Source organism: Sphingomonas sp. BL2, from assembly GCF_056680015.1.
In genome coordinates, this window is the sequence record NZ_CM155261.1 from 2,102,455 (window position 1) to 2,122,594 (window position 20,140).

Genomic DNA, 20,140 nt, shown 5'->3' on the forward strand with positions numbered 1-20,140 from the left:
CGGCGGCGACACCAGCGGCGTTGCCATTCCAGCATCGCCTTGTCGACGGCTGAGAACCCTTGTTCATGACGCCGGGCCCGGGCCCGGGCCCGAGCATGTCGGCATGGCGCCGGACGGACGATAGAGCATCGCGACGTTGCACCGCGCGTAACGCTTGCCAAACTCCTCCATGATCCCGGCGTCGTGGACGAAGCCGAGCTTCTCATACAGGTGGATCGCCGCCGCGCTTTTGACATTGCTGAGCAGATAGAGGCGGTCACATCCCAATGCCTCGGCACGTGCGATGATCGCGTGCAGCAGGAATTCGCCGGCCTTCCTGCCGCGCGCGCTGTGCAGCACGCCCATCTTGGTCAGTTCGAACTGACGATCGCCGGTTTTCAGCAGCGCGCAGGTGCCGACCATGCCAAGGGTCGGATCCTCGACGAACAGGATGTCGCCGCCCGGCGCGATGATCCGGTCCCGTGGATGTCGAAGCATGTCGATGTCGGTCTGTTCCAGCTGGTACATCGCTTCGATCCATTCGGCATTGATGCGGTAGAAGTCCTCCGCCAGTGCATCGCTGAAACGCCTGATCGCAAGACCGCCGGAGGGGCGTTGATCCAGCGGGCGATCGGCAAGCGCACGCTCGGTCGCCTCGATCAGGTCGAGCAGCGCGGGTGCGTCGCACACTTCGTTCACGGCAGCACGCAGGCGTGGCCACAGCACCGTGGTGGCCAGGTCCATCGCCGCGTTGCCCTTGGCACTGAGCGACAGCGTCTTGCTGCGCTGATCGCGCACGTCGCGGCTTGTTTCGATCAGCTCCATCTCGACGAGCCGGGTCAGCATCCGGGTCACGGCCGGTTGGCTGATACCCAGGATCTTGACCGCTTCGCCAACCGTCATCGGGCCTTGGCGATAGAGCGCGGTAAGGAGCGGCATCTGGCTCGGCTGGGTCGGCAGTCCGCAATCAACTGCGATCCGTTCGGCACCCGCCTGCAATCGCTCGGCCAACCTTTTCAGACGGCTGCCCAACATGACCGCGCCCTCGATTGCCAACACGTCCGCCATTCTCACTCTCCACCACAATCCTATAACACGATATATACCGTGTTATATGCGGGGACGGAAGTGATAATCGATATCGAGGTATCGTTCGCTCGAGGCGCCCCGCAAAAGACACGTGCCGGCTGGCGAAAGGCGATCGCGTGGCGGCACACACCTACCGAACGTCGTAAGTCAAAAGGACGGCGCCGTGCGGCATTGGCTTCGCAGCGCGGAAGGCTAATTTCACAGTCCCGGCCAGACCGTCGGCACCGTGCGTAACAATGCCTTGCACGCCGTCACCGCCATCTAGCGCAGGCGCGATCAGCACCTGGAACTCGTCGACGAGCCCGGCTGCGAGCATCGATCCGTTGATCCCGCCACCGCCCTCCAGCAGCAACCGACGAATGCCGAAATGCGCTGCCAATGCGTCGAGGGCGGCGGCCAGATCGATCTCTGCAGTATCGGCCACGACGTAGGACACGCCATCCCCGGCAAGCTCTGCTAGATGCGCGTCCGGCACGTCGTTACCCAGCAGCACGATCACATGATCGCCGCCGATATCGCCCTTGTTGAAATGCAGCTTGCCCGACCGGTCGACCGCGACTGCGTAGCTGTCCGCAGTGGCCGCGATGTGGACGGGGGGCGTCACGGGCCCTGCAACGGCGGGGGGATGCGCGAAGGCCTTCGACATTTCAGCCATCGTGACCCGCCCGACGAGCCAGGCGTCGGCCGACATGGCGTCGTGCAACTGCTCGTACACTGCGCTCCACTCCTCGCGGGTCCCGTCGGGGCTTGTCGTATAGCGGCTGGGATGCAGGCGGCCATCGACGGACGCGATCATCAGGCAGGTCACGTGCGGCTTCATCAGGCGTCCTCTCGCATGGTTCGGGCAGCATCAATCGTTTCGACCGACGCAGCGGTGTCAAAGCGACGCAGCATCCGGTATCGTTCCACCGCGTCGGCAGCGGAGCCGACCGCGCGTCCCCTCAGTGTTGAGGGAAGGATAGTGGACAGTGAGCTTGAGACCGCCACGTGCAGCCGCTGCACGGGTGCCCGAAGGCACGAGGATCGTCGGCATCGAACGCATGTCGCGCGCCTTTACCAAATATCACCTGGACGATGGACGCGCGCTTCATCGGTTCAAGCATCCGGAACCGCACGCCACTCCGCACGATCATCCCTGGTCGTTCGAGACCGAGATACTCGACGGCGGCTATGTCGACGAAGTGTTCCACCTGAACGCGGACGGAAGCTGGCACAGCGAGCATTGTCATCGCGTGCCCGGCGAAACCTACCGCGTCGACGCCAACCACATCCATCGCATCGTCGATTTGCCGGACGGCGAATGCTGGACGCTCGTCCGCGCCGGCCGCACCGAACGCGAAACCCGCTTCTGGCGCTTCGGCGACAGCGTCCAGTATCGCGCCTGGCACAGCAGGAAATGGCTTGGCTCGGGTTGACCCATTCGGATTTCACGACGTCCGCGGTAAGGGGACGGTAAACCGTAATTTGGGAAAGTCATGGTGCACCCGACTGGATTCGAACCAGTGGCCTCTGCCTTCGGAGGGCAGCGCTCTATCCAGCTGAGCTACGGGTGCCGGATGGCTCGCCTAGCAAAGCGAAACGGGGTGCGCCAGACGTTTTCGTGTTCACGGCTCCTTGGGTGTCGGTTCGGTGAGCGTGTCCGGCGATACAGGCGTTGCCGATTTGCTCTTCGGCGGCGGGGTCTTGGGTTTGTACGCGCACAGATCGCTGACGATGCAGCGCCAGCATTCGGGCGTCCGCGCCTTGCAGACGTAGCGGCCGTGCAGGATCAGCCAGTGATGCGCGTGCAGGCGGAACGGTTGCGGGGTTGCCTTGTCGAGCTTCAGTTCGACCGCGAGCGGGATCTTGCCGCGGGCCAGGCCGGTGCGGTTGCCGACGCGGAAGATGTGCGTGTCGACCGCGAACGTCTCCGCGCCGAATGCGACGTTGAGGACGACGTTCGCGGTTTTCCGCCCGACGCCGGGCAGGCGTTCGAGTGCGGCGCGGTCGTTGGGGACTTCGCCGCCGTAATCGTCGATCACCATCTGCGAGAGTGCGATGACGTTCTTCGCCTTGGTGTTGTAGAGCCCGATCGTCTTGATGTGGCGCTTCAATTCGTCGAGCCCAAGCGCCACCATTTTCTCGGGCGTATCGACCTCACGGAACAGCGCGCGCGTCGCTTTGTTCACGCCGACGTCGGTCGCCTGCGCCGACAACGCGACCGCGACGACCAGCGTGTACGGATTGACGAATTCCAGCTCGGTCTCGGGGTGCGGATCGGCTTTCGCCAGACGCGCATAGAACTCGATGACGTCGGCCTTCTTCACGCCCTTATAGCCCGAGCACGTCGCCCATCCGGTAACGTCCGGCGGGCTGCCCGGCGAGCCAGATCGCCGCGCGCACGGCACCGCGCGCGAAGATCGAGCGATCGTCGCCGCGGTGGTTGAGCTCGATCCGCTCGCCTTCGCCCGCGAAGATCACGCTGTGGTCGCCGATCACCGATCCGCCGCGCAGTGACGCAAAGCCGATCGTGCCTTCGGTCCGTGCGCCGACGAGCCCCGCACGGCTGTCGACGCGGAGTTCGGCTAGCGTCGTGCCGCGGCCCTTGGCGGCGGCGTCGCCGAGCAGAAGCGCGGTGCCCGATGGCGCGTCGACCTTGTGCTTGTGGTGCATCTCGACGATCTCGACGTCCCAGTCGGACCCAAGCCGCGCGGCAGCCTCGCGGACGAGGATGCCGAGCAGGGTGACGCCGAGCGAGGTGTTGCCGGTCTGGAGGATCGCGATGTCCTTTGCCGCGTCGTCGATCATCGACTGGTGCTGCGGCGACAGGCCGGTCGTACCGATGACGATAGCGGTACCAGCGGCACGCGCGGCGGCGAGGTGCGCTTCGACCGCGGAGGGCGTCGAGAAATCGACCAGCACGTCGGCGGTCCGGGCGAGCGGGTTCGGGTCCTCGCGCGCGTCGACGCCGCCGGCGAGCGATGCGCCGGCCGCCTCGATCGCCTCGACGATCGCGCGGCCCATGCGTCCTGCGCTACCATAAATGCCGATCGAGGTCGTCGTGATGGCGGATGGGGCGGGTTGGGGCGCGAGCGTTTGCATGCGCGGCGCTTTGCACCAACCCGGCCTTCGGAAACAGGGGCGAACGGCAGGCCGAGTTATTTCTTCGCGGAATTGGAGTAGACGGTTGGCGGCTCAAGCCTTTTCGACGAGCGTCCGGACCAGGTCGAGATCGGCGGGCTTGTCGACGTCGACCGCGGCGAGCCCGAACGGGCTGGCGACCGCGGCTGCGTCGAGTCCAGCGAGGCGACCGAGATGCGCGATCGCGGCGACCAGCGTCAGGCGACCCGACAGATACCGCAGCAGCGTACCGATCCCGAGTCGGCGAACGATCCGCCATGGTCGCTTGCGGTCCGCCTCGACCTGCGCCCAGAGATCGAGTGCGCCGACCGAGCGCGGCGTTGCGAAGTAGAACAGGTTGCACCCCGACCACGCCCCGTCGGCAAAGCGCAGATAGGTGCGGCGCGTGCCCGGCGCAGCGGCTTCGATCACATCTTGGCGCGCGAGCAGGGCGCCGACATCGGCCTGTGCGGGGACGTCGGCTAGGAATCGTGTCACCCATTCGGGCTGCAACAGCGCGTGATCGGCGGTCGTGACCAGCAGGGGGGCGCCGAGCGCTTCGATGCCGTCGCGGACGCTGCGGCTGGGACCGGATGCCGCGTCGAGCACGATGAGGCCGAGCGCATTTGCCGCGGCACGGACTGCGTCGTCGGAGACCGATACGGCGATCGTGCTTGCGCCAGCCTCTCGCAACGCATGCGTCACGCGCGCCAGCAACGTCTCGCCGTCGAGCACGATCAGCGCCTTGTGCGACACGCCCGCATAGGCCGCGACCGGATCGACGCCGCCGCGCGAGCCGGCGAGGATCAGCGCGTTGAAGCCTCGAACATCCGCGCTCATACCGTTTTCGGCCCGGTTTGCGCACGCGCCCGCCAGACCCGCCAGAACACGCCTGGTGCGGCAAGGATCGGATGCTTTTCGCGCCACGGGGTCAGCGGCACCGCGACGCCGGTATGCCGCTCGACCTTCCACACCCCATAGCGCGCGGCACCTTCGAAGGTGAACGCCGCCCGCACCAGCCGTGCGACGTTGAGCGGCTTGCCCGCACGACGGCGACGGCCCCACGCGCGCAGCAACGCGTTTCGACGCGCTGGCGACAGGTCGGGCTTCAGCATGCCGGCTTCGTCGCGATAGGCGATACCGTCGGCAGTCCAGGCGAGCGGCAGGAGTTCGGCGTAGCGACCCGGATCGAAGCCGAGGATCTGGCCCTCGCGACCCTTGCGCTCGACGCGGAGTTCGGCGGCATAGGTCTGGCGGAACAGCGCGCGCCAATAATCGTCGGCGGTGCCCGTTTCGGGGCCGAGCGCCGCGGCAAAGCGTGCGGCGGACTTTGCCGCATCGCCGATCGCCACGGCGACTCGGTTCGCGGTTGCCGGATCGCGGACCCAGACCAGCGCGGAGGGTTGCACGAAACGAGTCCAGATCGTCGTGTCGAGCGTCTGCGCGGCGGCGGCCTTCGCGAACGTCGTCATCCGCATCGTCGCGATCTTCGCGCGCAACGTCTCGCCGTGCAGGTCGAACTCGCGGTAGCTGACGGTCGGCCACAGGCCACGCTCGGGCGGGCCGGCGGTCAGTACGTAGAAATCGAGCACGCCCTCGGTCTCGCCAGTGCGCAGGTTGGAACCGTAGAACAGTACCGCCGCGGTCTCGGGCGCATCCCCTGCGAGTATCGCCGCAACGTCGCGGACGGCGGCGATGGTCGGGACGTGCAACTGGCGGCGGACGACGTCGCCGAGCGTGATCACGGGACGACGAAACGCAGCGCGCGTGCCTCGCGGATGGTCAGGTCGCCGCCCGGATAGACTTCGCCGTCGAGAATGAAGCCCGAGTCCATCGACAGGTCGAAGCTTGGCGAATCGATCCGGTGATACCCCGCACGATCGAGCCACGCGGCCGGCGATCCGGCGACGATCAGCGGCGTCGCGGCGGCGAGCCAACGCGGCGGCGCATCGACCAGCAAGGTCTTCAGTCCAGCGCGCGGCACCCCGAACGGGCGAATCCCGATCGGCATCCGCTTCAGCGTCGAGGCGAGAAGAATATAGCGGGCGCGATCGCTATCCGTATTCCTGCCAGCGGCATGAACGCCTTCGTCGCCGCGCGATTCGAAACGGATTCGCATCCGGTTGCCGGCGCGCCACGAACTGTTCGCGCCCCCGAACAGGGTCTGGAGGATCGCCCAGCACAGCGCGAGCCCAACCGCTACGCCGTTGAACGCCCCTGCGCGATGCGTGCGCTGCGCCAGCGCAGTGGCGTCGACGAACGCGCCTGCACCCAGAAGGAAGCCGTGCAGCCGCGTACCGGTATCCTTGCGGACGACCTCGATCGGATGGCGGATCTTGACGTTCCCGTCGCGCGCCGCGCTGAGCGCCTGGTCGAGCGTCCAGTCGTCGGGGATCCCGAGATCCAGTGCGAGCGCATTGGTCTTGCCCGACGGCACGATCGCCACGCGGGGGGCTGCACCGGTCCACACTCGCGCGGCGGCGGTCATCACGTCGCGGATCGTGCCGTCGCCGCCGTCGATCACCAGCAGTTCGATGCCGTGGCGCGCAAAATCGGTCAGCACCTCGGCGAGTTCGGCCTGCGTGCGCGGCGTCACGGCCAGCACGGTGCCCGACAGGAACGGCTTGGTCGCCTCGACGCTGCTGCGGTTGCGGTGACTTTTCGGGTTGCAGATGATGCCGGTACGGATCTTCGCCGCCGCGTCGCGCGGGCTCACGCCGTACCGCTCGGATGCCGACGGATCGAACATGCCTTCGGGCAGCCACGCCGGCGGTGCCGGTGGCGAAAGAGGGTGCCCGCCAAAGGCATGGAAGTTCGAAACAGCATCGGCCACGATATAAGATACCCGTCGCGGTACATAACCGCTACAAATTTGTGTCAGGAAGATTTCCGTTCCGCTTCGACCGGCGGAGATCGGATCACCGGCGATACCGCATTCTCATACGCACGACGGTTCCGGATGGGGCCAAGGCCGTGCGCGCCGCGTCGAAAGACGGCAGTCCGATCGATGTGGGCGCATCGTTGGAAAAGCCGAAACCTTCCTTCGGCGCGAATAGCGTCCGATTGAAATCATGGTCGCTATTCTCGTCGTGATATTGCGCGACCGCATAATGACCGGGCTTCAGCCAGAAGCACGCGCGCGGGCTGCTTGCCGCTACGCGCGCCCGCACCAGCTTGCCGCCCTTCGCCAAAAACCGTGTCTTGTCATCGGGATAGACGGTGAACGCGACCTCGCCGACGGCGTTGTGCATCGCCGTCGCCTCGACGGTCAGCTTGGCGTTGCCGCCGCCGGGCGTACCTTCGCACGCCTCGGCAGCCTGCGCCGAGACGGGCATCAGCAGCGCCGCCGCGCCCAGGCTAAGGGAAACCACAGTCTTCATGACAGGACTTAAGCGCGGAAAAGATGGCCGGAGCGCGGCGCACAGATGACATTTGCGACGCGAACGGGGCGTTCATCGCAAGGTTACGTCCTATCGTCTATCGAACGCGCCTTACGCGGGACGACATATCTTACGCGAGCCAGCTTACCAGCGTTTCGCCCTTTGCCTTGCGGGCAATAGCCTGCATCAACCGCACGACATGGACCACTAGCGAGATCGCGGTCCACGCGGCCACCCCTATGATTCCCCAGTCCGGCCGCGTCACCAGCAGTCCCGCGAACAGGATCACCATATTCGGATTGCGTCGCGCGGTGATTAACCGGAACCAGCTGTCGAACCGTTCCCAGACATGGATGTGCATCCCGAACCGAACGATGAACGCCCCCTCGATCAGGCGTTGCGCGACGTACCCGAACATCATCGTCCCGATCACCGCCCAGAACATGCCGTCTTCGAGCGGTCGGCCGTAAGGTGCGCATCCTGCCGCCCAGGCCCACCACCAGAAGGGCGGATGCACGAGGTCGACGCCGTGATCCCATGCATTGCCCAGCTTGGACGCGGTGATCGTGCATCTGGCCAGTTTCCCGTCGACGGTATCCAGCACCATGAAGACCAGACCCGTGGCGAGCCCGGTCCAGAACCAGCCGTGCCAGAACGCGACCGTCGCGACGATGCACAGCACCGATCCCAGCGCGGTCACCTGGTTCGGCGTGATCCCGGCGCGCGCGCAGAGCCGCGTGATCGCCAGCGCCCATTCCGGCCACAGATATTTGGTCAGCAAGTCGGTGACGCCCTTATACGCACCGACATAGCTCGCGCGCTCGATCGCCGGGACTGCGGCGGGGGTGAGCAACTCGGCGAACGGCTTCTCCCGTTTACGCAGGGCTTCGTTGAGAATGCCCTCTTCCGCCTCTGCGGCGATGACGGTCAGCCCGGTCACCAACGGCGCCTCGCCGAGCATCGCGGCAATCATGCGGGCGCGTTCGTCGCTATCACGGACATGCGCGAGAACGGGGACGCCGGTACGCGTGACGACCGTGCCGGGACGCGTCTTCAGATACGCGACCCACATCGGATCGAATGCATAGGCAAGATTGGCCAGGATCGCCGGGCCGGCGCCGTTCTTATGCCCGTCGTTCTTGTCGCCTCCGTCCGTATCGCCATCGTCCGTATAGGTAGCCAGGCCTTGCGCGACGCCGATCCGGCGGACGCGCTCGGCATTGGTCATGCCCCACAACAAGGTGGCATTGCTTCTGACGGAGACGAGTGCTGGCGTGTCGTGCATGGGGTGCCGATAGCCGATTGCAGACGAATTGCGAACGCCGCCGTAGACCGGTCAGCGTCGCAGGGCTGCGATCACCTCGCGAGCGGCACGTTCCGGGGCACGGCCGGACACGTCGCCCAAGGCCTCGTCGACGAACCGGACTTGAAACGCGGTATAGTCGGGATGCACCATCGGCGCGTGCTCGATCGCGGGGAGCAGGGCGGCGAGCGACTCCACGACCTCTCCCGCGTCCCACATCGCGTAGGATGAGTCGCCCTTCCAGTCTGCGCCGAGCGCGTTCAGGAATACGCAGGGCCGCGGTCGCATCAGATATTCGACGACCTGGCTCGACGTATCGCCGAGATACAGGTCGGCGGCGGCGGTATAGCTGCCGTCGACCATCGCGAAGCTGTCGAGATCGGTATGGACTCCGCTACGCCCTTCGAGGCTGGCGACGAACGCGGGCAACGCCGGCGCACGCTCGACGAGACGCTGGTGCGGCGCGAAGATCAGGTTGAAGCGACCGTCCGCCAGAATACGCTCGACGACCTCCGCCCCCCAGCGCCACCAGGACGACCGGTGCGCCTGCCAGTGCGGGTTATACAGGATCACCGGCTTGGCATCCGCGAACAGCCGGGCAGGCGGAGTCCGCTGGCGAAAGGCGGCCTTTACATAGCCCGTCGTGACGATCCGCGCGGGATCGTCGCCGCCCGCGATCAGCGCGCCGCGATCGCGTTCGGCGGCGACCAGCGTCCGCCACCCTGCGCGCCGTCGCCAATGGCCGCGCGCCATCATCGATCCCGCACCGTGGAAGGTGTCGATGAACCGTGTCCGCAACGGCAGTATCGCTGGCAGCCACAGGCTCGTCTGTTCGGCGCACACGACAACCGCGGTCCGCGCGAGATACGGCGCGAGGCGGATCAGCATTGGCAGCTTGGCGGGCAGGGGGGGATTGCGACCGTCGGCATAGCCGGCAACGCTGCGGAAGCCGGGCGCGCGCCGCATGCGGACCGTCGTCATCCCCGCATCGCGAACCCAGGCGCCCAGCAACGTCTCGTGCATCGACGTGCTCACCCAGAGATCGATCGGCAGGTCCGGCTCGACCGCGACCAACGCCTCGACGATCGGATAGAGATGCGGGATCAGCAGCGTCTCGCCGAGAAACAGGAACGCGACCTTCTGCGTCATGGTCGCGAACGGCAGTCCGCAGCCGCGTCATGGTCGTGCTGCCACAGCGCGATGTCCTCCGGTCGGTCGATCTCCTGCCAGCGGACATCGCCCTCGATCCGCACTGCGCGGACGCCGATGGTCTCCGCGACGCGGCGGACGACCGCATGATGGTAGGCGTGGATGCCCTCGTCCTCGCCAATCACCGCGCGCAACGCCTCGGCATAGGAACCGCCGCCGGTCGACACGATCAGCCCGAGCGATCGATCGGTCGCCCGGTGCCCGACCAGATGCTTGCCGACCGCGACGACAGCGTCGCCGTCCGCCTCGACCAGCATGTCGTCGAGCCCCGGAGTCACCAGCGGCTCGATGACCAGCTTCACGCCGGATTCTTCATCGGCAAGCGCCGCGCGCAAGATAGCCGCATCGAACAGCGTGTCGCCGTTCATCAATGCGAACGGTGCTTCGAGATACGCCCGCGATGCCCACACGCTGCCGATGCTGTTGGCGATCGCCCAGAACGGGTTGAACACGAGTTCGGTGGGTACGCCACCGTCGCGCGCCGCCAGATGCGCGGCGACCTGCTCGATCCGGTAGCCGCCGACGATCACCGCCCCCTCGAACCCGGCCTCCGCCACCGCGTCGAGCTGATGATCGAGGATCGCGCGGCCACCGACCTGCACGAGGCATTTCGGCGCCGTCAGCGTCAACGGCAGCAGTCGCGATCCGTGACCGGCAGCAAGGATGATGGCCTTCATGGGCGCGGACTTACGCACGAAGTGTGGCAGGAAAAAAGCTGCTACGTATCACGCGATTATGCTGCACTGCAGCGGAACTCGTATGCCCACCCGGCCGTTGCGCTCAAATGCGCATGTTCAGATCGCTCCACATACCCCCCGAATGGGTCTGGCTGGAGAGCGTCGCCGTCGTCTCGGCGGCCGTCCTCGTCGCGCTGGTCGCGCATTGGCTGACGATGCGGATCGGCGGCCATGCCCAGCGCCGCTCGACCGCCAAGACCGACGGCCTCGTCCTAGCCCGCGTCCGCCGCCCGTTGCGCGCGGTGTTCGTCTCGGTCGCGGTCGCATTCGTCTCGCGGATCCTGCCGATGGACAACGACATCGAGGACCTGTGGAAACAGCTGCTCGGGTTCCTCGTCCCCGGGTTGCTAGGCTGGCTCGCGGTCGCGGCGCTGCGCGCGTTCCAGGACGTCATCGAGATCCGCGCCGACATCTCGGTCGAGGACAATCTCCGCGCCCGCCGCAAACGCACGCGGGCGGCGATCCTCGGGCGGATAGGCACGTTCTTCATCATCTTCGTCAGCGTCTGCCTGATGCTGCTCAGCGTCCCCGGCATCCGCTCGATCGGCGTCACGCTGATGGCGTCGGCGGGTATCGCGGGCCTCGTCGTCGGTGCGGCCGCTCAGCCCGCGCTGAAGAACCTGATCGCCGGCGTGCAGATGGCGTTCACCGAGCCGATCCGGATCGACGACGTGCTGATCGTCGACGGCGAATGGGGGCGGGTCGAACAGATCAACCTCACCTTCGTGGTCATCAAGATCTGGGACGAACGTCGCCTCGTCGTGCCGGTCTCGAAGTTCCTCGAGCAGAGCTTCCAGAACTGGACGCGCGAGACGAGCCAGCTGATGGGGTCGGTCTTCTGGTATCTCGATCCGTCCGCGGACGTGCCGCGGTTGCGCGAGAAGCTGGGCGAGATCGTCACGTCCAACCCGCGCTGGGACAAGCGGTTCTACAACCTCCAGGTGACCGACGTGAAGACGGACTGCATCGAACTGCGTGGCCTGATGACCGCCAAGGACGCCGCGATCGCGTTCGATCTGCGATGTGACGTGCGGGAAGCGTTGCTGAAGTATATCGGCGAGGAAATGCCCGAGGCGATCCCACGCAACCGCCTGCTGATGGCGCCGGACCCGGTGCCGCGGACCTAAGCGAATCCTCCCCCGCCAGGGGGAGGTGGCGCCGAAGGCGACGGAGGGGGAGGTACGCGGCACGTGGGTTCCGTGTCCTCCCCCTCCGTCTGGCAAGTGCCAGCCACCTCCCCCTGGCGGGGGAGGATTGAATTACGCCTCGACGTGCTCCGGCGCCGCTTCGAGCGCAGTAATAAACAGCTCGCACCACCACATCACGTCCTCCTTGCGGACGTTGTCGATCAGCTTCTCCCACCGCGCTTTCCGCTCGGCGAGAGGCATCTTCAGCGCCCGGTCGATCGCGTCGGACATCTCCTCGGGGCTGTACGGATTGACCAGCACCGCGTCCTTCAGCTGCGTCGCCGCGCCCGCGAAGTGCGACAGCACCAGCACGCCCGGATCCTCGGGATCCTGCGCCGCGACATATTCCTTCGCGACCAGGTTCATCCCGTCCCGCAACGGAGTCACCAGCCCGACGCGAGCCGCGCGGTAGATCCCCGCCAAGACATCCCGCGGGAAACCTTGGTTGACGTAGCGGATCGGCGTCCAGTCGATGTCCGAATATTCGCCGTTGATCCGCCCCGACATCGAATCGAGGTTCGCACGGATCTCCTGGTAGGTATCAACCTTCTCACGCGAAGGCGGCGCAATCTGGAGCATGTAGACCAGCCCGCGCCGATCCGGATGCGACCCGAGGAACCGCTCGTACCCCGCGAACCGCTCGGCAAGCCCCTTCGAATAATCAAGCCGGTCGACCCCGACGATCAGGCTGCGACCCGTCGCGGACATATACATCCGCTCCTTGGCATGCCGCGCGGCGTCGCTGTTCGCCGACTTCTCGAAGTCGGCGGTCTCGATCCCGATCGGCGTCGTGATCGCCTTGATCGTGCGGTCGCCGACCGTCACCCAGCCATCCTCGCCGACCACGCCGTCGAGCTGGCTCGTCACGTAGTGCAGGAAGCTGTCCAGCCAGTCCTGCGTCTGGAACCCGATCACGTCGTACGCGAACATCGATTCGACGAGCGCACGGTGGCTCGGCAGCGACAGCAGCATCGCCATCGGCGGCCACGGGATGTGGAGGAAGAACCCGATCTTGTTCTCGACGCCGAGCTTGCGCAGTTCCTGGCCGAGCGGGACGTGGTGGTAATCGTGGACCCACACCAGATCCTCCGGCTCGATCAACGGCAGCACCGTCTCCGCGAACCGCTTGTTCACCCGCGCATAGCCGCTGGAGAAATCGCGCTCGAACTCGGTCAGGTCGATTCGGTAATGGAACAGCGGCCACAGCGTGCGGTTCGCATAGCCGTTATAATATTCGTCGAAATCCTGCTCTTCGAGGTCGATCGTTGCGGTGGTGACGCCCTTGCCCTGCTGGAAATTGATGTGCCCGGTGAAGGTCTCGGTGGTCGAGCCCGACCAGCCGAACCAGACGCCGCCCTTTTCGCGCAGGGCGGCGAGCAACGCGACCGCGAGGCCGCCCTGGTTGCCCGAAGGCGCATCGACCGACTGGACGCGGTTCGAGATGACGACGAGGCGGCTCATCGGACGGCACTCCACGGCTTGCTGAGCAGGACCGCGCAGTTGATCAGCCCCACCAGCGAATAGGTTTGCGGATAATTGCCCCACAGTTCGCCGGTATTCGGGTCGATGTCCTCCGACAGCAGCCCGGCCGGCGTCCGCCGCGCGACCATCTCGCAGAACAGCGCGCGCGCATCCGCGGTCCGGCCGGTCGCGTGCAGCGCCTCGATCAGCCAGAAGGTGCAGACGTTGAACGCGGTATGCGGCAGGCCGAAATCGTCCTCGGTCGCGTAACGCAGCATGTGGCTGCCGCGCCGCAGACCCTCCTCGACTGCCTTCAGCGTCGACTGGAACCGCGGATCGTCGGGCGCGAAGAAGCGCAGGTCGAGCAGCTGGATCAGGCTTGCATCGAGGTCATCGCCACCGAACGTCGCGGAGATACGCTGCGTATCCTCGCGCCACGCCGATTGCTCGATCGTCGTACGGATGGTGTTGGCACGCTCCTCCCAGAACGTACGGCGATCCTCCAGCCCAAGAACCTCCGCCGCATTGGCCAGCCGGTCGCACGCAGCCCAGCACATCGCCGCCGAATAGGTGTGGACGTGCGCCTTGGTCCGCAGCTCCCACAGCCCCGCATCGGGCTTGTCGTACGTCTCCCAAGCCCGGTCGCCGACCAGTTCGAGGCTCTTGAAGTCCTCTTCGCTCGACATCCGGAACAGCCGCTTGTCGAAGAACGCCTGCACGTCGGACAGGATGATCTGGCCGTACGCGTCGTGCTGGATCTGCTCGTACGCCTGGTTGCCGACGCGCACCGGACCCATGCCGCGATAGCCGGGCAGGTCGCTCTCGATCCGCTCGATCAGCGTGGCCTCACCGCCGACCCCGTAGAGCGGCTGGACGTGCCCCCCCTTCGACGCATCGACGATGTTGCGCAGATATTCGAGATACCCTTCGAGCACGTCTAGCGCACCCAAGCGGTTGAGCGCCTGCACGGTATAATAGGCGTCGCGAATCCAGCAGTAGCGATAGTCCCAGTTGCGCTCCGACCCCTCGTGCTCGGGGATCGAGGTGGTGAGCGCGGCGACGATCGCGCCGGTCTCCTCGTGCTGGCACAGCTTCAGCGTGATCGCGGCGCGGATGACGACGTCCTGCCACTCGACCGGAGTCGCGAGTCCGCGCACCCAGTGACGCCATTCGTCCTTGGTCCGCGACAGCATTGCCTCGGCCGCCTCGTGCAGCACGCCCGCGAAACTCTCGTCGGGGCCGAGGAACAGGTGCATCTGGCGCTCGAGCCGGAACCAGTTCTCGCCGACGATATGCCCGACCGGCGCATCGGTGGTCAGCCGCAGCGTCTGGTCGTCCATCAGGAAACGGATGTGGTTCGAGCCCTGCGTGTGCTCGGTCGGCTTCCCCCAGTTCGTCGCGACCCGCATCCGAACGCGAATGCGCGGCGAGCCCGCGACCGGCTTGACGATCCGGACGAAGCTGGTCGGGCGATAGGTCCGCCCCTCGCGCACGAACCGCGGGCAGAAATCGATCACCTCGACCGCGTTGCCGGCCTCGTCCTCGTGACGGGTGACCAGGATCGGTGTGTTGCGGATATAGGCCTGCGTGGTTTTCGCACCACCCTCCAGTTCGATCGCCCAGAACCCGGTCTTGGGCGCATCGCCGCCGAGCAGCGCGCAGAACGCGGGGTCGCCGTCTACGCGAGGCACGCAGCCCCAGACGAACGTGCCGGTCTTGTCGATCAGCGCGGAGACCTGGCAATTGCCGATCGGCCACAGGTTCATGTCGGCTTTTTGGGTAGGTGCGGTCATCGTGTTTCCAACGTGGGTGTTTCCAATATGGCAGCAATCCAGTCGCGAAGTGCGGCAACGTCGTTCAGGCGGTAGGTGGCGGCGGTAGGCCGTTGCTCGCCGATCAGCACGCCCGCCCCGCCAAGATCGCGCGCGGCTTCGAAGCCGTCCTCGTCGGTGACGTCGTCGCCGAAGAAATACGGTACGCTGCCCGTCATCGCTGGCGTGGCAATCAGATCGCGGAGGGCGGCACCCTTGTCGCCGGGGGTGCGCAGTTCGACCATCATCTTCCCACGCTGGAGCGTGAGGCAGTGGGTGGTGGCGAGGTCCTCGGCGAGGCGGACCGCGGCGGGTTCGAAGTCCGGCGCCATCCGGTAATGCAGCCCGGCGCCAAGGCTCTTGGCCTCGTAGACGAGGCCGTTGGCGTCGGCGAAGTCGCGGAACGAGTCGGCGGCGGCTTCGAGCGAGGCGGGGCGTTCGGCCGCGACATGGCCGTCGTCGGGCGTACGCGTTTCCGCCCCGTGGCTGCCCGCGACCGCGAACAAATGCGCGTGGCGCCCGAGCATCGCGTCGAGCTGCGCGATCGAGCGCCCGCTGATGATCGCGACGCGACCGGGAAAGCGCTCGGCGAGCGTATCGAGCGTATCGAGCAGCATCTGGCTCACAACGACTGCATCCGGCGTCGCGGCAAGATCGACGAGCGTCCCGTCGAAATCGAAGAAAAGGCTCACGGCGTCGGGCACGGCAAGGGGCGGCGCGAGGACATCAGTCGCGGGCTGGCGTTCGGCTAGCATCATCCCTGAACCCCTAGCGCCACCGCTCCGTTCCGCTGCACTGCAAAATTGGAACGGGTGCGGTTCGATTTTCCAGGGTGGGGGAGGGGTGGCTGCGGCAAACGCCATCAAAGTTACCCCATCCCACCACCCCGGCGAAGGCCGGGGCCCAGTTGGGGGACGGCAATGAAGCACGTTGCGCGCTATTACCTCAGACGTTCCAGCTGGGCCCCGGCCTCCGCCGGGGATGTACTAAAGGATGCGCATCTCACTCCCTTTCAGGCCTAAAAACCTTGTTTCCCCGCGAAGGCGGGGACCCAGACTGGGCTTCCGCCTTCGCGGGAGAACAAGCAGCGGGGGGTGGCGCACATTAAACAGCGCATCAACGTCCCTTCTGGATGGCTGCCAGGCAAGGTCGCGTAGACGGCGCTAGTTGAACCCGCCCCCTCCAATCCACCCCACCTGCGACACCTCGCGACACAAAACCGCTGGACTAGCCCCAGCCGCTTGGTCATGCCTGCCGCCCATGTCCCGCGTCCGCGCCCTCCTCATCGCACCCGTCTCCGCGGCCGTCCTGCTAGCCGGCTGCACCGTCGGCCCGGACTACCACCCCAAGGCCGCGGCAGAGCTGGGCGTCCCCGACGCCTATTCGGTCACCCCCGAAACCAAGCCCGAAGACCTCACCCGCTGGTGGCAGAAGTTCGACGATCCCGTCCTCGGCCAACTCGTCGAGCAGGCCGCCGCCGCCAATCTCGACCTCGCACAGTCCGTCGCCCGCCTCCGCCAGGCCCGCGAAAGCCTGCTCCAGAACCGCGCCTCTCTGCTCCCGACGGTCAACGGCTCGGCGGGCTATCAGCGCAACGAGAACGTCCGCGGCGGCGGACGCTCGTTCACGCTGCCCGACGGCACCGTCATCGATACCGGCGGCGGTGGCGCCAACAGCTTCACGGTCGGCGCCAGCGCCAGCTACCAGGTCGGCGTCTTCGGCGAGATTCGCCGCACCGTCGAGGCGAGCCGCGCCGACTACGCTGCGTCGGGCTACGACTACGCCACCGTCCTCATTTCGGTCGAGAGCGAGGTCGCGCGCAACTACGTCCTCGCGCGCTCGTACCAACAGCAGCTCGCCAACGCCCGCGCCTCGCTCGCGATTCAGGACGACAATCTCGAGATCGCCGGCTTCCGCGTACAGGCGGGGCTCGTCTCCAGCGTCGACGCCGAGCAGGCGCGAGCCCAGCGCGCGCAGACCGCCGCGACGATCCCGAGCCTCGATCAGCAATATGCCGCCGCTGTCGCCCGCATCGGCGTGCTGACCGGACAGGCGCCCGGCGCGCTCCGGGCGATGATGGCGCCCGTGAAGGCGATCCCGACCGGCCCCGCCGCGGTCGGCGTCGGCATCCCCGGCGATACGCTCCGCCAGCGCCCCGACATCCGCTCCGCCGAACGCGCGCTCGCCGCCGCCACCGCGCGGATCGGCGTGGCCAAGGCGCAGCTCTATCCGGCGCTTGCGATCACCGGCAACCTCAACACTAACGCCACCTCGATCGGCAACATCGGCGACGCGATCACCGGCAGCCTGTTCGCCGGCCTGACCCAGGCGATCTTCAACGGCGGGCGGTTGCGAAGCCAGGTCCGCACCAGCGAAGCCGCCGCCGATGGCGCGCTGGCGCTCTACAAATCGACCGTCCTCACCGCGCTGGAGGATGTCGAGAACGCCGTCGTCGCGCTCCAGACAGCGCAGGAACGTGAGCGGCAATTCGCGATCGCGCTCGACGCGTCGAACAATTCCGCGATCCTCAGCCGTAGCCAGTACCGCACCGGCCTCACCGATTTCACCACGCTCAACCAGCAGGAAACCGCGCTCCTGTCCGCGCGCAACGGCGCCACGCAGGCGCGCGCCGACGCGGCCACCGCGTTGATCGCACTCTATGCCGCGCTCGGCGGCGGCTGGGACTCCACCGTGATCCCGCAAGCGCCCATATCCAATCCAGAGGCACGCTGATGGCCGACGCATCGATCGACGACTTCCTCGGCGTAAAGCCGCAGGCCCCCTGGAAACGCTACGTAAAGTGGGTCGTGATCGCGGTCGGCGTAGTCCTGCTGTGCCTTCTGCTCGCCAAGTGCTTCGGCGCGAAGGAGCAGACTCAGTATTCCACGCAGGCCGCGCAGCGCGGCAACCTGACCGTCAGCGTTTCGGCAACCGGCAAGCTCGCGCCGACCACGCAGGTCACGGTCGGTTCGCAGCTATCGGGTCTCGTCACCAAGGTCGTCGTCGACGTCAACGACCGCGTGACCGCAGGGCAGCCGCTCGCGCTGATCGATCCCGAACAGCTCGACGACCAGATCCGCCAGACCAGCGCGCAGCTCGCGGCGAACCAGGCGCAGGTCGCGCAGGCGCAGGCCACCGTCGCCGAATCGCGCGCACAGCTGAACCGCCTCGAAGAGGTTTCGCGCCTTTCGGGTGGCCGCGTGCCGTCGAAGACCGAGCTCCAGACCGGCCGCGCCGACTACGCGCGCGCGGTCGCCGCGCAGAAGGTCGCCGAAGCCAACGTCGTCGCCAGCCGCGCGCTCCTCGCGCAGAACCAGACTCAGCGCGCGCGTGCGATCATCCGCTCGCCGGTGACGGGGGTGGTGCTCGCACGCCAGATCGATCCTGGCCAGACCGTCGCCTCGTCGTTCAACACCCCGACGCTGTTCGTGATCGCCGAGGACCTCACCAAGATGAAGCTCGAGGTCGCGATCGACGAAGCCGACGTCGGCGAGGTCAAGATCGGCCAGAAGGCCAGCTTCACGGTTGACGCGTTCCCCGGCCAGACCTTCCCCGCGACGATCAGCCGCGTCGATCTCGGCTCGAACCTGACGGTCAGCTCGGCCACCTCGTCGACCTCGACCACCGCGACCTCGACCACCGGGCAGGTCGTCTCGTACGCGGCCGACCTGACGGTGGGTAATCGGTCGCTGACGCTGCGCCCCGGCATGACCGCGACCGCGGACATCGTCACCTCGGACAAGCGCAACGTCCTTCTCGTCCCCAACGCCGCGTTGCGCTTCAAGCCAACCGCGGCGTCCGGCGATGCGGGCGGCGGCATCGCCGGCTCGCTGACCTTCCGTCCGCGCCGTGGCGGCGGTGCGGAGCGCACCGCGACGGTCGCTCGCGGCGCGCAGCAGACGATCTACGTCAAGGGCGCGGACGGCACGCCGCAGCCCGTGCAGATCACCACCGGCGACACCAACGGCACGATGACCGAAGTCCTGTCCGGCAATCTCCAGCCCGGCGCGCAGGTCATCACCGGCCAGTTGGCGAGCGGCGGCGACGATGCCAAGCGCAGTGGCGGCCCCCGCCGCTCGGGTGGCGCGAGCAAGGGTGGGGGCGGTGGCCAGTAACGCGCCGCTCGCTGCCGAACCGCTCATCTCCCTGCGCGGCGTCACCAAGACGTACGGGCAGGGCGCGACGATGTTCCAGGCGCTCAAGGGCGTCGACCTCGACATCGCGGCCGGCGATTTCGTCGCGGTGATGGGGCCGTCGGGGTCGGGCAAGTCGACGACGATGAACATCCTCGGCTGCCTCGACGTGCCGAGCGACGGCACCTTCCTGTTCCGCGGCCACCACGTCGAGACGCTCGACCGCGACCAGCGCGCGCTGCTCCGCCGGAAATATCTCGGCTTCGTGTTCCAGGGCTTCAACCTGCTCAGCCGCACGTCCGCGCTGGAGAATGTCGAACTCCCCTTGCTCTACCGCGGCGACGAAAAGCGCGCGCGCCGAGATGCGGCGATGGCGAGCCTCGACACGGTCGGCCTTGCGGACTGGTGGGATCACACCCCGGCGGAACTGTCCGGCGGCCAGCAACAGCGCGTCGCGATCGCCCGCGCGCTGGTCACGAGTCCCGACGTGCTGCTCGCCGACGAACCCACCGGCAACCTCGACAGCGAACGCTCGGTGGAGATCATGCAACTGCTCACGCGGCTGAATGCGGAGAAGAACATCACGGTATTGATGGTCACCCACGAACCCGACATGGCCGCGTTCGCGCGGACGGTGGTCCACTTCAAGGACGGCCTGGTAGAACGCATCGAAAGCCAGCACCGCCAAGGTGAAAAGGTGGACTCGTGAGCGCCCTTTCTTCCCCCCTCCCGCAAGCGGGAGGGGCCGGGGG

General features: G+C 66.8%; 19 protein-coding genes and 1 tRNA gene. 5 read left to right on the plus strand and 15 right to left on the minus strand.

What is annotated here, in order from left to right:
• Nucleotides 1-63: 63 nt before the first annotated feature.
• Nucleotides 64-1,047, minus strand: coding sequence for a bifunctional helix-turn-helix transcriptional regulator/GNAT family N-acetyltransferase (locus AC1ME3_RS09730; RefSeq protein WP_480953007.1), 984 nt, complete (start codon nucleotides 1,045-1,047; stop codon nucleotides 64-66).
• Between the two features lie 151 nt (nucleotides 1,048-1,198).
• Complete coding sequence (locus AC1ME3_RS09735) at nucleotides 1,199-1,888, minus strand: dihydrofolate reductase family protein (RefSeq protein ID WP_480953008.1); 690 nt, start codon at nucleotides 1,886-1,888, stop codon at nucleotides 1,199-1,201.
• Between the two features lie 148 nt (nucleotides 1,889-2,036).
• On the opposite strand from AC1ME3_RS09735, the gene AC1ME3_RS09740 reads away from it, so the two are divergent.
• Nucleotides 2,037-2,483: a hypothetical protein gene (locus AC1ME3_RS09740; RefSeq protein ID WP_480953009.1), complete on the plus strand. Its 447-nt coding sequence runs from the start codon at nucleotides 2,037-2,039 to the stop codon at nucleotides 2,481-2,483.
• Nucleotides 2,484-2,544: 61 nt separating this feature from the next.
• On the opposite strand, the gene AC1ME3_RS09745 is transcribed toward AC1ME3_RS09740, so the two are convergent.
• From AC1ME3_RS09745 to AC1ME3_RS09790, 10 genes are all read right to left on the minus strand, one after another.
• A tRNA-Arg gene (locus AC1ME3_RS09745) sits at nucleotides 2,545-2,621 on the minus strand.
• Nucleotides 2,622-2,672: 51 nt separating this feature from the next.
• Complete coding sequence (nth, locus tag AC1ME3_RS09750) at nucleotides 2,673-3,374, minus strand: endonuclease III (RefSeq protein ID WP_480953010.1); 702 nt, start codon at nucleotides 3,372-3,374, stop codon at nucleotides 2,673-2,675.
• A 4-nt stretch (nucleotides 3,375-3,378) separates the two neighbouring features.
• Nucleotides 3,379-4,149, minus strand: a complete 771-nt coding sequence (gene dapB, locus AC1ME3_RS09755) for a 4-hydroxy-tetrahydrodipicolinate reductase (protein ID WP_480953011.1) — start codon at nucleotides 4,147-4,149, stop codon at nucleotides 3,379-3,381.
• 93 nt (nucleotides 4,150-4,242) lie between these two features.
• Nucleotides 4,243-5,007: a nucleotidyltransferase family protein gene (locus AC1ME3_RS09760; protein ID WP_480953012.1), complete on the minus strand. Its 765-nt coding sequence runs from the start codon at nucleotides 5,005-5,007 to the stop codon at nucleotides 4,243-4,245.
• Nucleotides 5,004-5,912 (minus strand): hypothetical protein, encoded by a 909-nt coding sequence (locus AC1ME3_RS09765; protein WP_480953013.1) that lies wholly within the window; start codon nucleotides 5,910-5,912, stop codon nucleotides 5,004-5,006. The genes AC1ME3_RS09760 and AC1ME3_RS09765 overlap by 4 nt, the downstream gene beginning before the upstream one ends.
• Complete coding sequence (locus AC1ME3_RS09770; RefSeq protein ID WP_480953014.1) at nucleotides 5,909-7,000, minus strand: diacylglycerol/lipid kinase family protein; 1,092 nt, start codon at nucleotides 6,998-7,000, stop codon at nucleotides 5,909-5,911. The genes AC1ME3_RS09765 and AC1ME3_RS09770 overlap by 4 nt, the downstream gene beginning before the upstream one ends.
• A gap of 85 nt (nucleotides 7,001-7,085) precedes the next feature.
• Nucleotides 7,086-7,547, minus strand: coding sequence for a DUF2141 domain-containing protein (locus tag AC1ME3_RS09775; RefSeq protein WP_480953015.1), 462 nt, complete (start codon nucleotides 7,545-7,547; stop codon nucleotides 7,086-7,088).
• Nucleotides 7,548-7,677: 130 nt separating this feature from the next.
• Nucleotides 7,678-8,832, minus strand: a complete 1,155-nt coding sequence (locus AC1ME3_RS09780; protein WP_480953016.1) for a CDP-alcohol phosphatidyltransferase family protein — start codon at nucleotides 8,830-8,832, stop codon at nucleotides 7,678-7,680.
• A gap of 51 nt (nucleotides 8,833-8,883) precedes the next feature.
• Nucleotides 8,884-9,999, minus strand: coding sequence for a hypothetical protein (locus AC1ME3_RS09785; protein ID WP_480953017.1), 1,116 nt, complete (start codon nucleotides 9,997-9,999; stop codon nucleotides 8,884-8,886).
• Nucleotides 9,996-10,736 carry a phosphocholine cytidylyltransferase family protein gene (locus tag AC1ME3_RS09790; RefSeq protein ID WP_480953018.1) on the minus strand — a complete coding sequence of 247 codons (741 nt, stop codon included), beginning with the start codon at nucleotides 10,734-10,736 and terminating at the stop codon, nucleotides 9,996-9,998. The genes AC1ME3_RS09785 and AC1ME3_RS09790 overlap by 4 nt, the downstream gene beginning before the upstream one ends.
• Nucleotides 10,737-10,849: 113 nt before the next feature.
• Here AC1ME3_RS09790 and AC1ME3_RS09795 point away from each other — a divergent pair, with 113 nt between their 5' ends.
• A complete protein-coding gene (locus AC1ME3_RS09795; protein ID WP_480953019.1) occupies nucleotides 10,850-11,923 on the plus strand; it encodes a mechanosensitive ion channel family protein in 1,074 nt (357 codons plus the stop codon).
• A gap of 132 nt (nucleotides 11,924-12,055) precedes the next feature.
• Here the strand turns inward: AC1ME3_RS09795 and AC1ME3_RS09800 are convergent, their stop codons facing one another.
• The 3 genes from AC1ME3_RS09800 to otsB are packed head-to-tail and all read right to left on the minus strand — an operon-like array spanning nucleotide 12,056 to nucleotide 15,947.
• Nucleotides 12,056-13,444, minus strand: coding sequence for an alpha,alpha-trehalose-phosphate synthase (UDP-forming) (locus AC1ME3_RS09800; RefSeq protein ID WP_480953020.1), 1,389 nt, complete (start codon nucleotides 13,442-13,444; stop codon nucleotides 12,056-12,058).
• Nucleotides 13,441-15,237, minus strand: a complete 1,797-nt coding sequence (locus tag AC1ME3_RS09805) for a glycoside hydrolase family 15 protein (protein WP_056060739.1) — start codon at nucleotides 15,235-15,237, stop codon at nucleotides 13,441-13,443. The genes AC1ME3_RS09800 and AC1ME3_RS09805 overlap by 4 nt, the downstream gene beginning before the upstream one ends.
• A complete protein-coding gene (otsB, locus tag AC1ME3_RS09810; protein ID WP_480953021.1) occupies nucleotides 15,234-15,947 on the minus strand; it encodes a trehalose-phosphatase in 714 nt (237 codons plus the stop codon). The genes AC1ME3_RS09805 and otsB overlap by 4 nt, the downstream gene beginning before the upstream one ends.
• Nucleotides 15,948-16,515: 568 nt before the next feature.
• Between otsB and AC1ME3_RS09815 the strand changes: the two genes are divergently transcribed.
• The 3 genes from AC1ME3_RS09815 to AC1ME3_RS09825 all read left to right on the plus strand — a co-directional run bounded on the left by AC1ME3_RS09815 (nucleotide 16,516) and on the right by AC1ME3_RS09825 (nucleotide 20,097).
• Nucleotides 16,516-17,988 carry an efflux transporter outer membrane subunit gene (locus AC1ME3_RS09815; protein ID WP_480953022.1) on the plus strand — a complete coding sequence of 491 codons (1,473 nt, stop codon included), beginning with the start codon at nucleotides 16,516-16,518 and terminating at the stop codon, nucleotides 17,986-17,988.
• Nucleotides 17,988-19,370 carry an efflux RND transporter periplasmic adaptor subunit gene (locus tag AC1ME3_RS09820; protein ID WP_480953023.1) on the plus strand — a complete coding sequence of 461 codons (1,383 nt, stop codon included), beginning with the start codon at nucleotides 17,988-17,990 and terminating at the stop codon, nucleotides 19,368-19,370. Before AC1ME3_RS09815 ends, AC1ME3_RS09820 begins: the two co-directional genes overlap by 1 nt.
• A gap of 70 nt (nucleotides 19,371-19,440) precedes the next feature.
• On the plus strand, nucleotides 19,441-20,097 hold the full coding sequence (locus tag AC1ME3_RS09825) for an ABC transporter ATP-binding protein (protein WP_480955806.1): 657 nt from the start codon (nucleotides 19,441-19,443) through the stop codon (nucleotides 20,095-20,097).
• Nucleotides 20,098-20,140: the final 43 nt, after the last annotated feature.

Coding starts and splice junctions, on each gene's coding strand:
- AC1ME3_RS09730 (WP_480953007.1), bottom strand. CDS start 1,047: ATGGCGGACGTGTTGGCAATCGAGGGCGCGGTCATGTTGGGCAGCCGT.
- AC1ME3_RS09735 (WP_480953008.1), bottom strand. CDS start 1,888: ATGAAGCCGCACGTGACCTGCCTGATGATCGCGTCCGTCGATGGCCGC.
- dapB (WP_480953011.1), bottom strand. CDS start 4,149: ATGCAAACGCTCGCGCCCCAACCCGCCCCATCCGCCATCACGACGACC.
- AC1ME3_RS09760 (WP_480953012.1), bottom strand. CDS start 5,007: ATGAGCGCGGATGTTCGAGGCTTCAACGCGCTGATCCTCGCCGGCTCG.
- AC1ME3_RS09775 (WP_480953015.1), bottom strand. CDS start 7,547: ATGAAGACTGTGGTTTCCCTTAGCCTGGGCGCGGCGGCGCTGCTGATG.
- AC1ME3_RS09780 (WP_480953016.1), bottom strand. CDS start 8,832: ATGCACGACACGCCAGCACTCGTCTCCGTCAGAAGCAATGCCACCTTG.
- AC1ME3_RS09785 (WP_480953017.1), bottom strand. CDS start 9,999: ATGACGCAGAAGGTCGCGTTCCTGTTTCTCGGCGAGACGCTGCTGATC.
- AC1ME3_RS09790 (WP_480953018.1), bottom strand. CDS start 10,736: ATGAAGGCCATCATCCTTGCTGCCGGTCACGGATCGCGACTGCTGCCG.
- AC1ME3_RS09795 (WP_480953019.1), top strand. CDS start 10,850: ATGTTCAGATCGCTCCACATACCCCCCGAATGGGTCTGGCTGGAGAGC.
- AC1ME3_RS09800 (WP_480953020.1), bottom strand. CDS start 13,444: ATGAGCCGCCTCGTCGTCATCTCGAACCGCGTCCAGTCGGTCGATGCG.
- AC1ME3_RS09805 (WP_056060739.1), bottom strand. CDS start 15,237: ATGACCGCACCTACCCAAAAAGCCGACATGAACCTGTGGCCGATCGGC.
- AC1ME3_RS09815 (WP_480953022.1), top strand. CDS start 16,516: ATGTCCCGCGTCCGCGCCCTCCTCATCGCACCCGTCTCCGCGGCCGTC.
- AC1ME3_RS09820 (WP_480953023.1), top strand. CDS start 17,988: ATGGCCGACGCATCGATCGACGACTTCCTCGGCGTAAAGCCGCAGGCC.
- AC1ME3_RS09825 (WP_480955806.1), top strand. CDS start 19,441: ATGTTCCAGGCGCTCAAGGGCGTCGACCTCGACATCGCGGCCGGCGAT.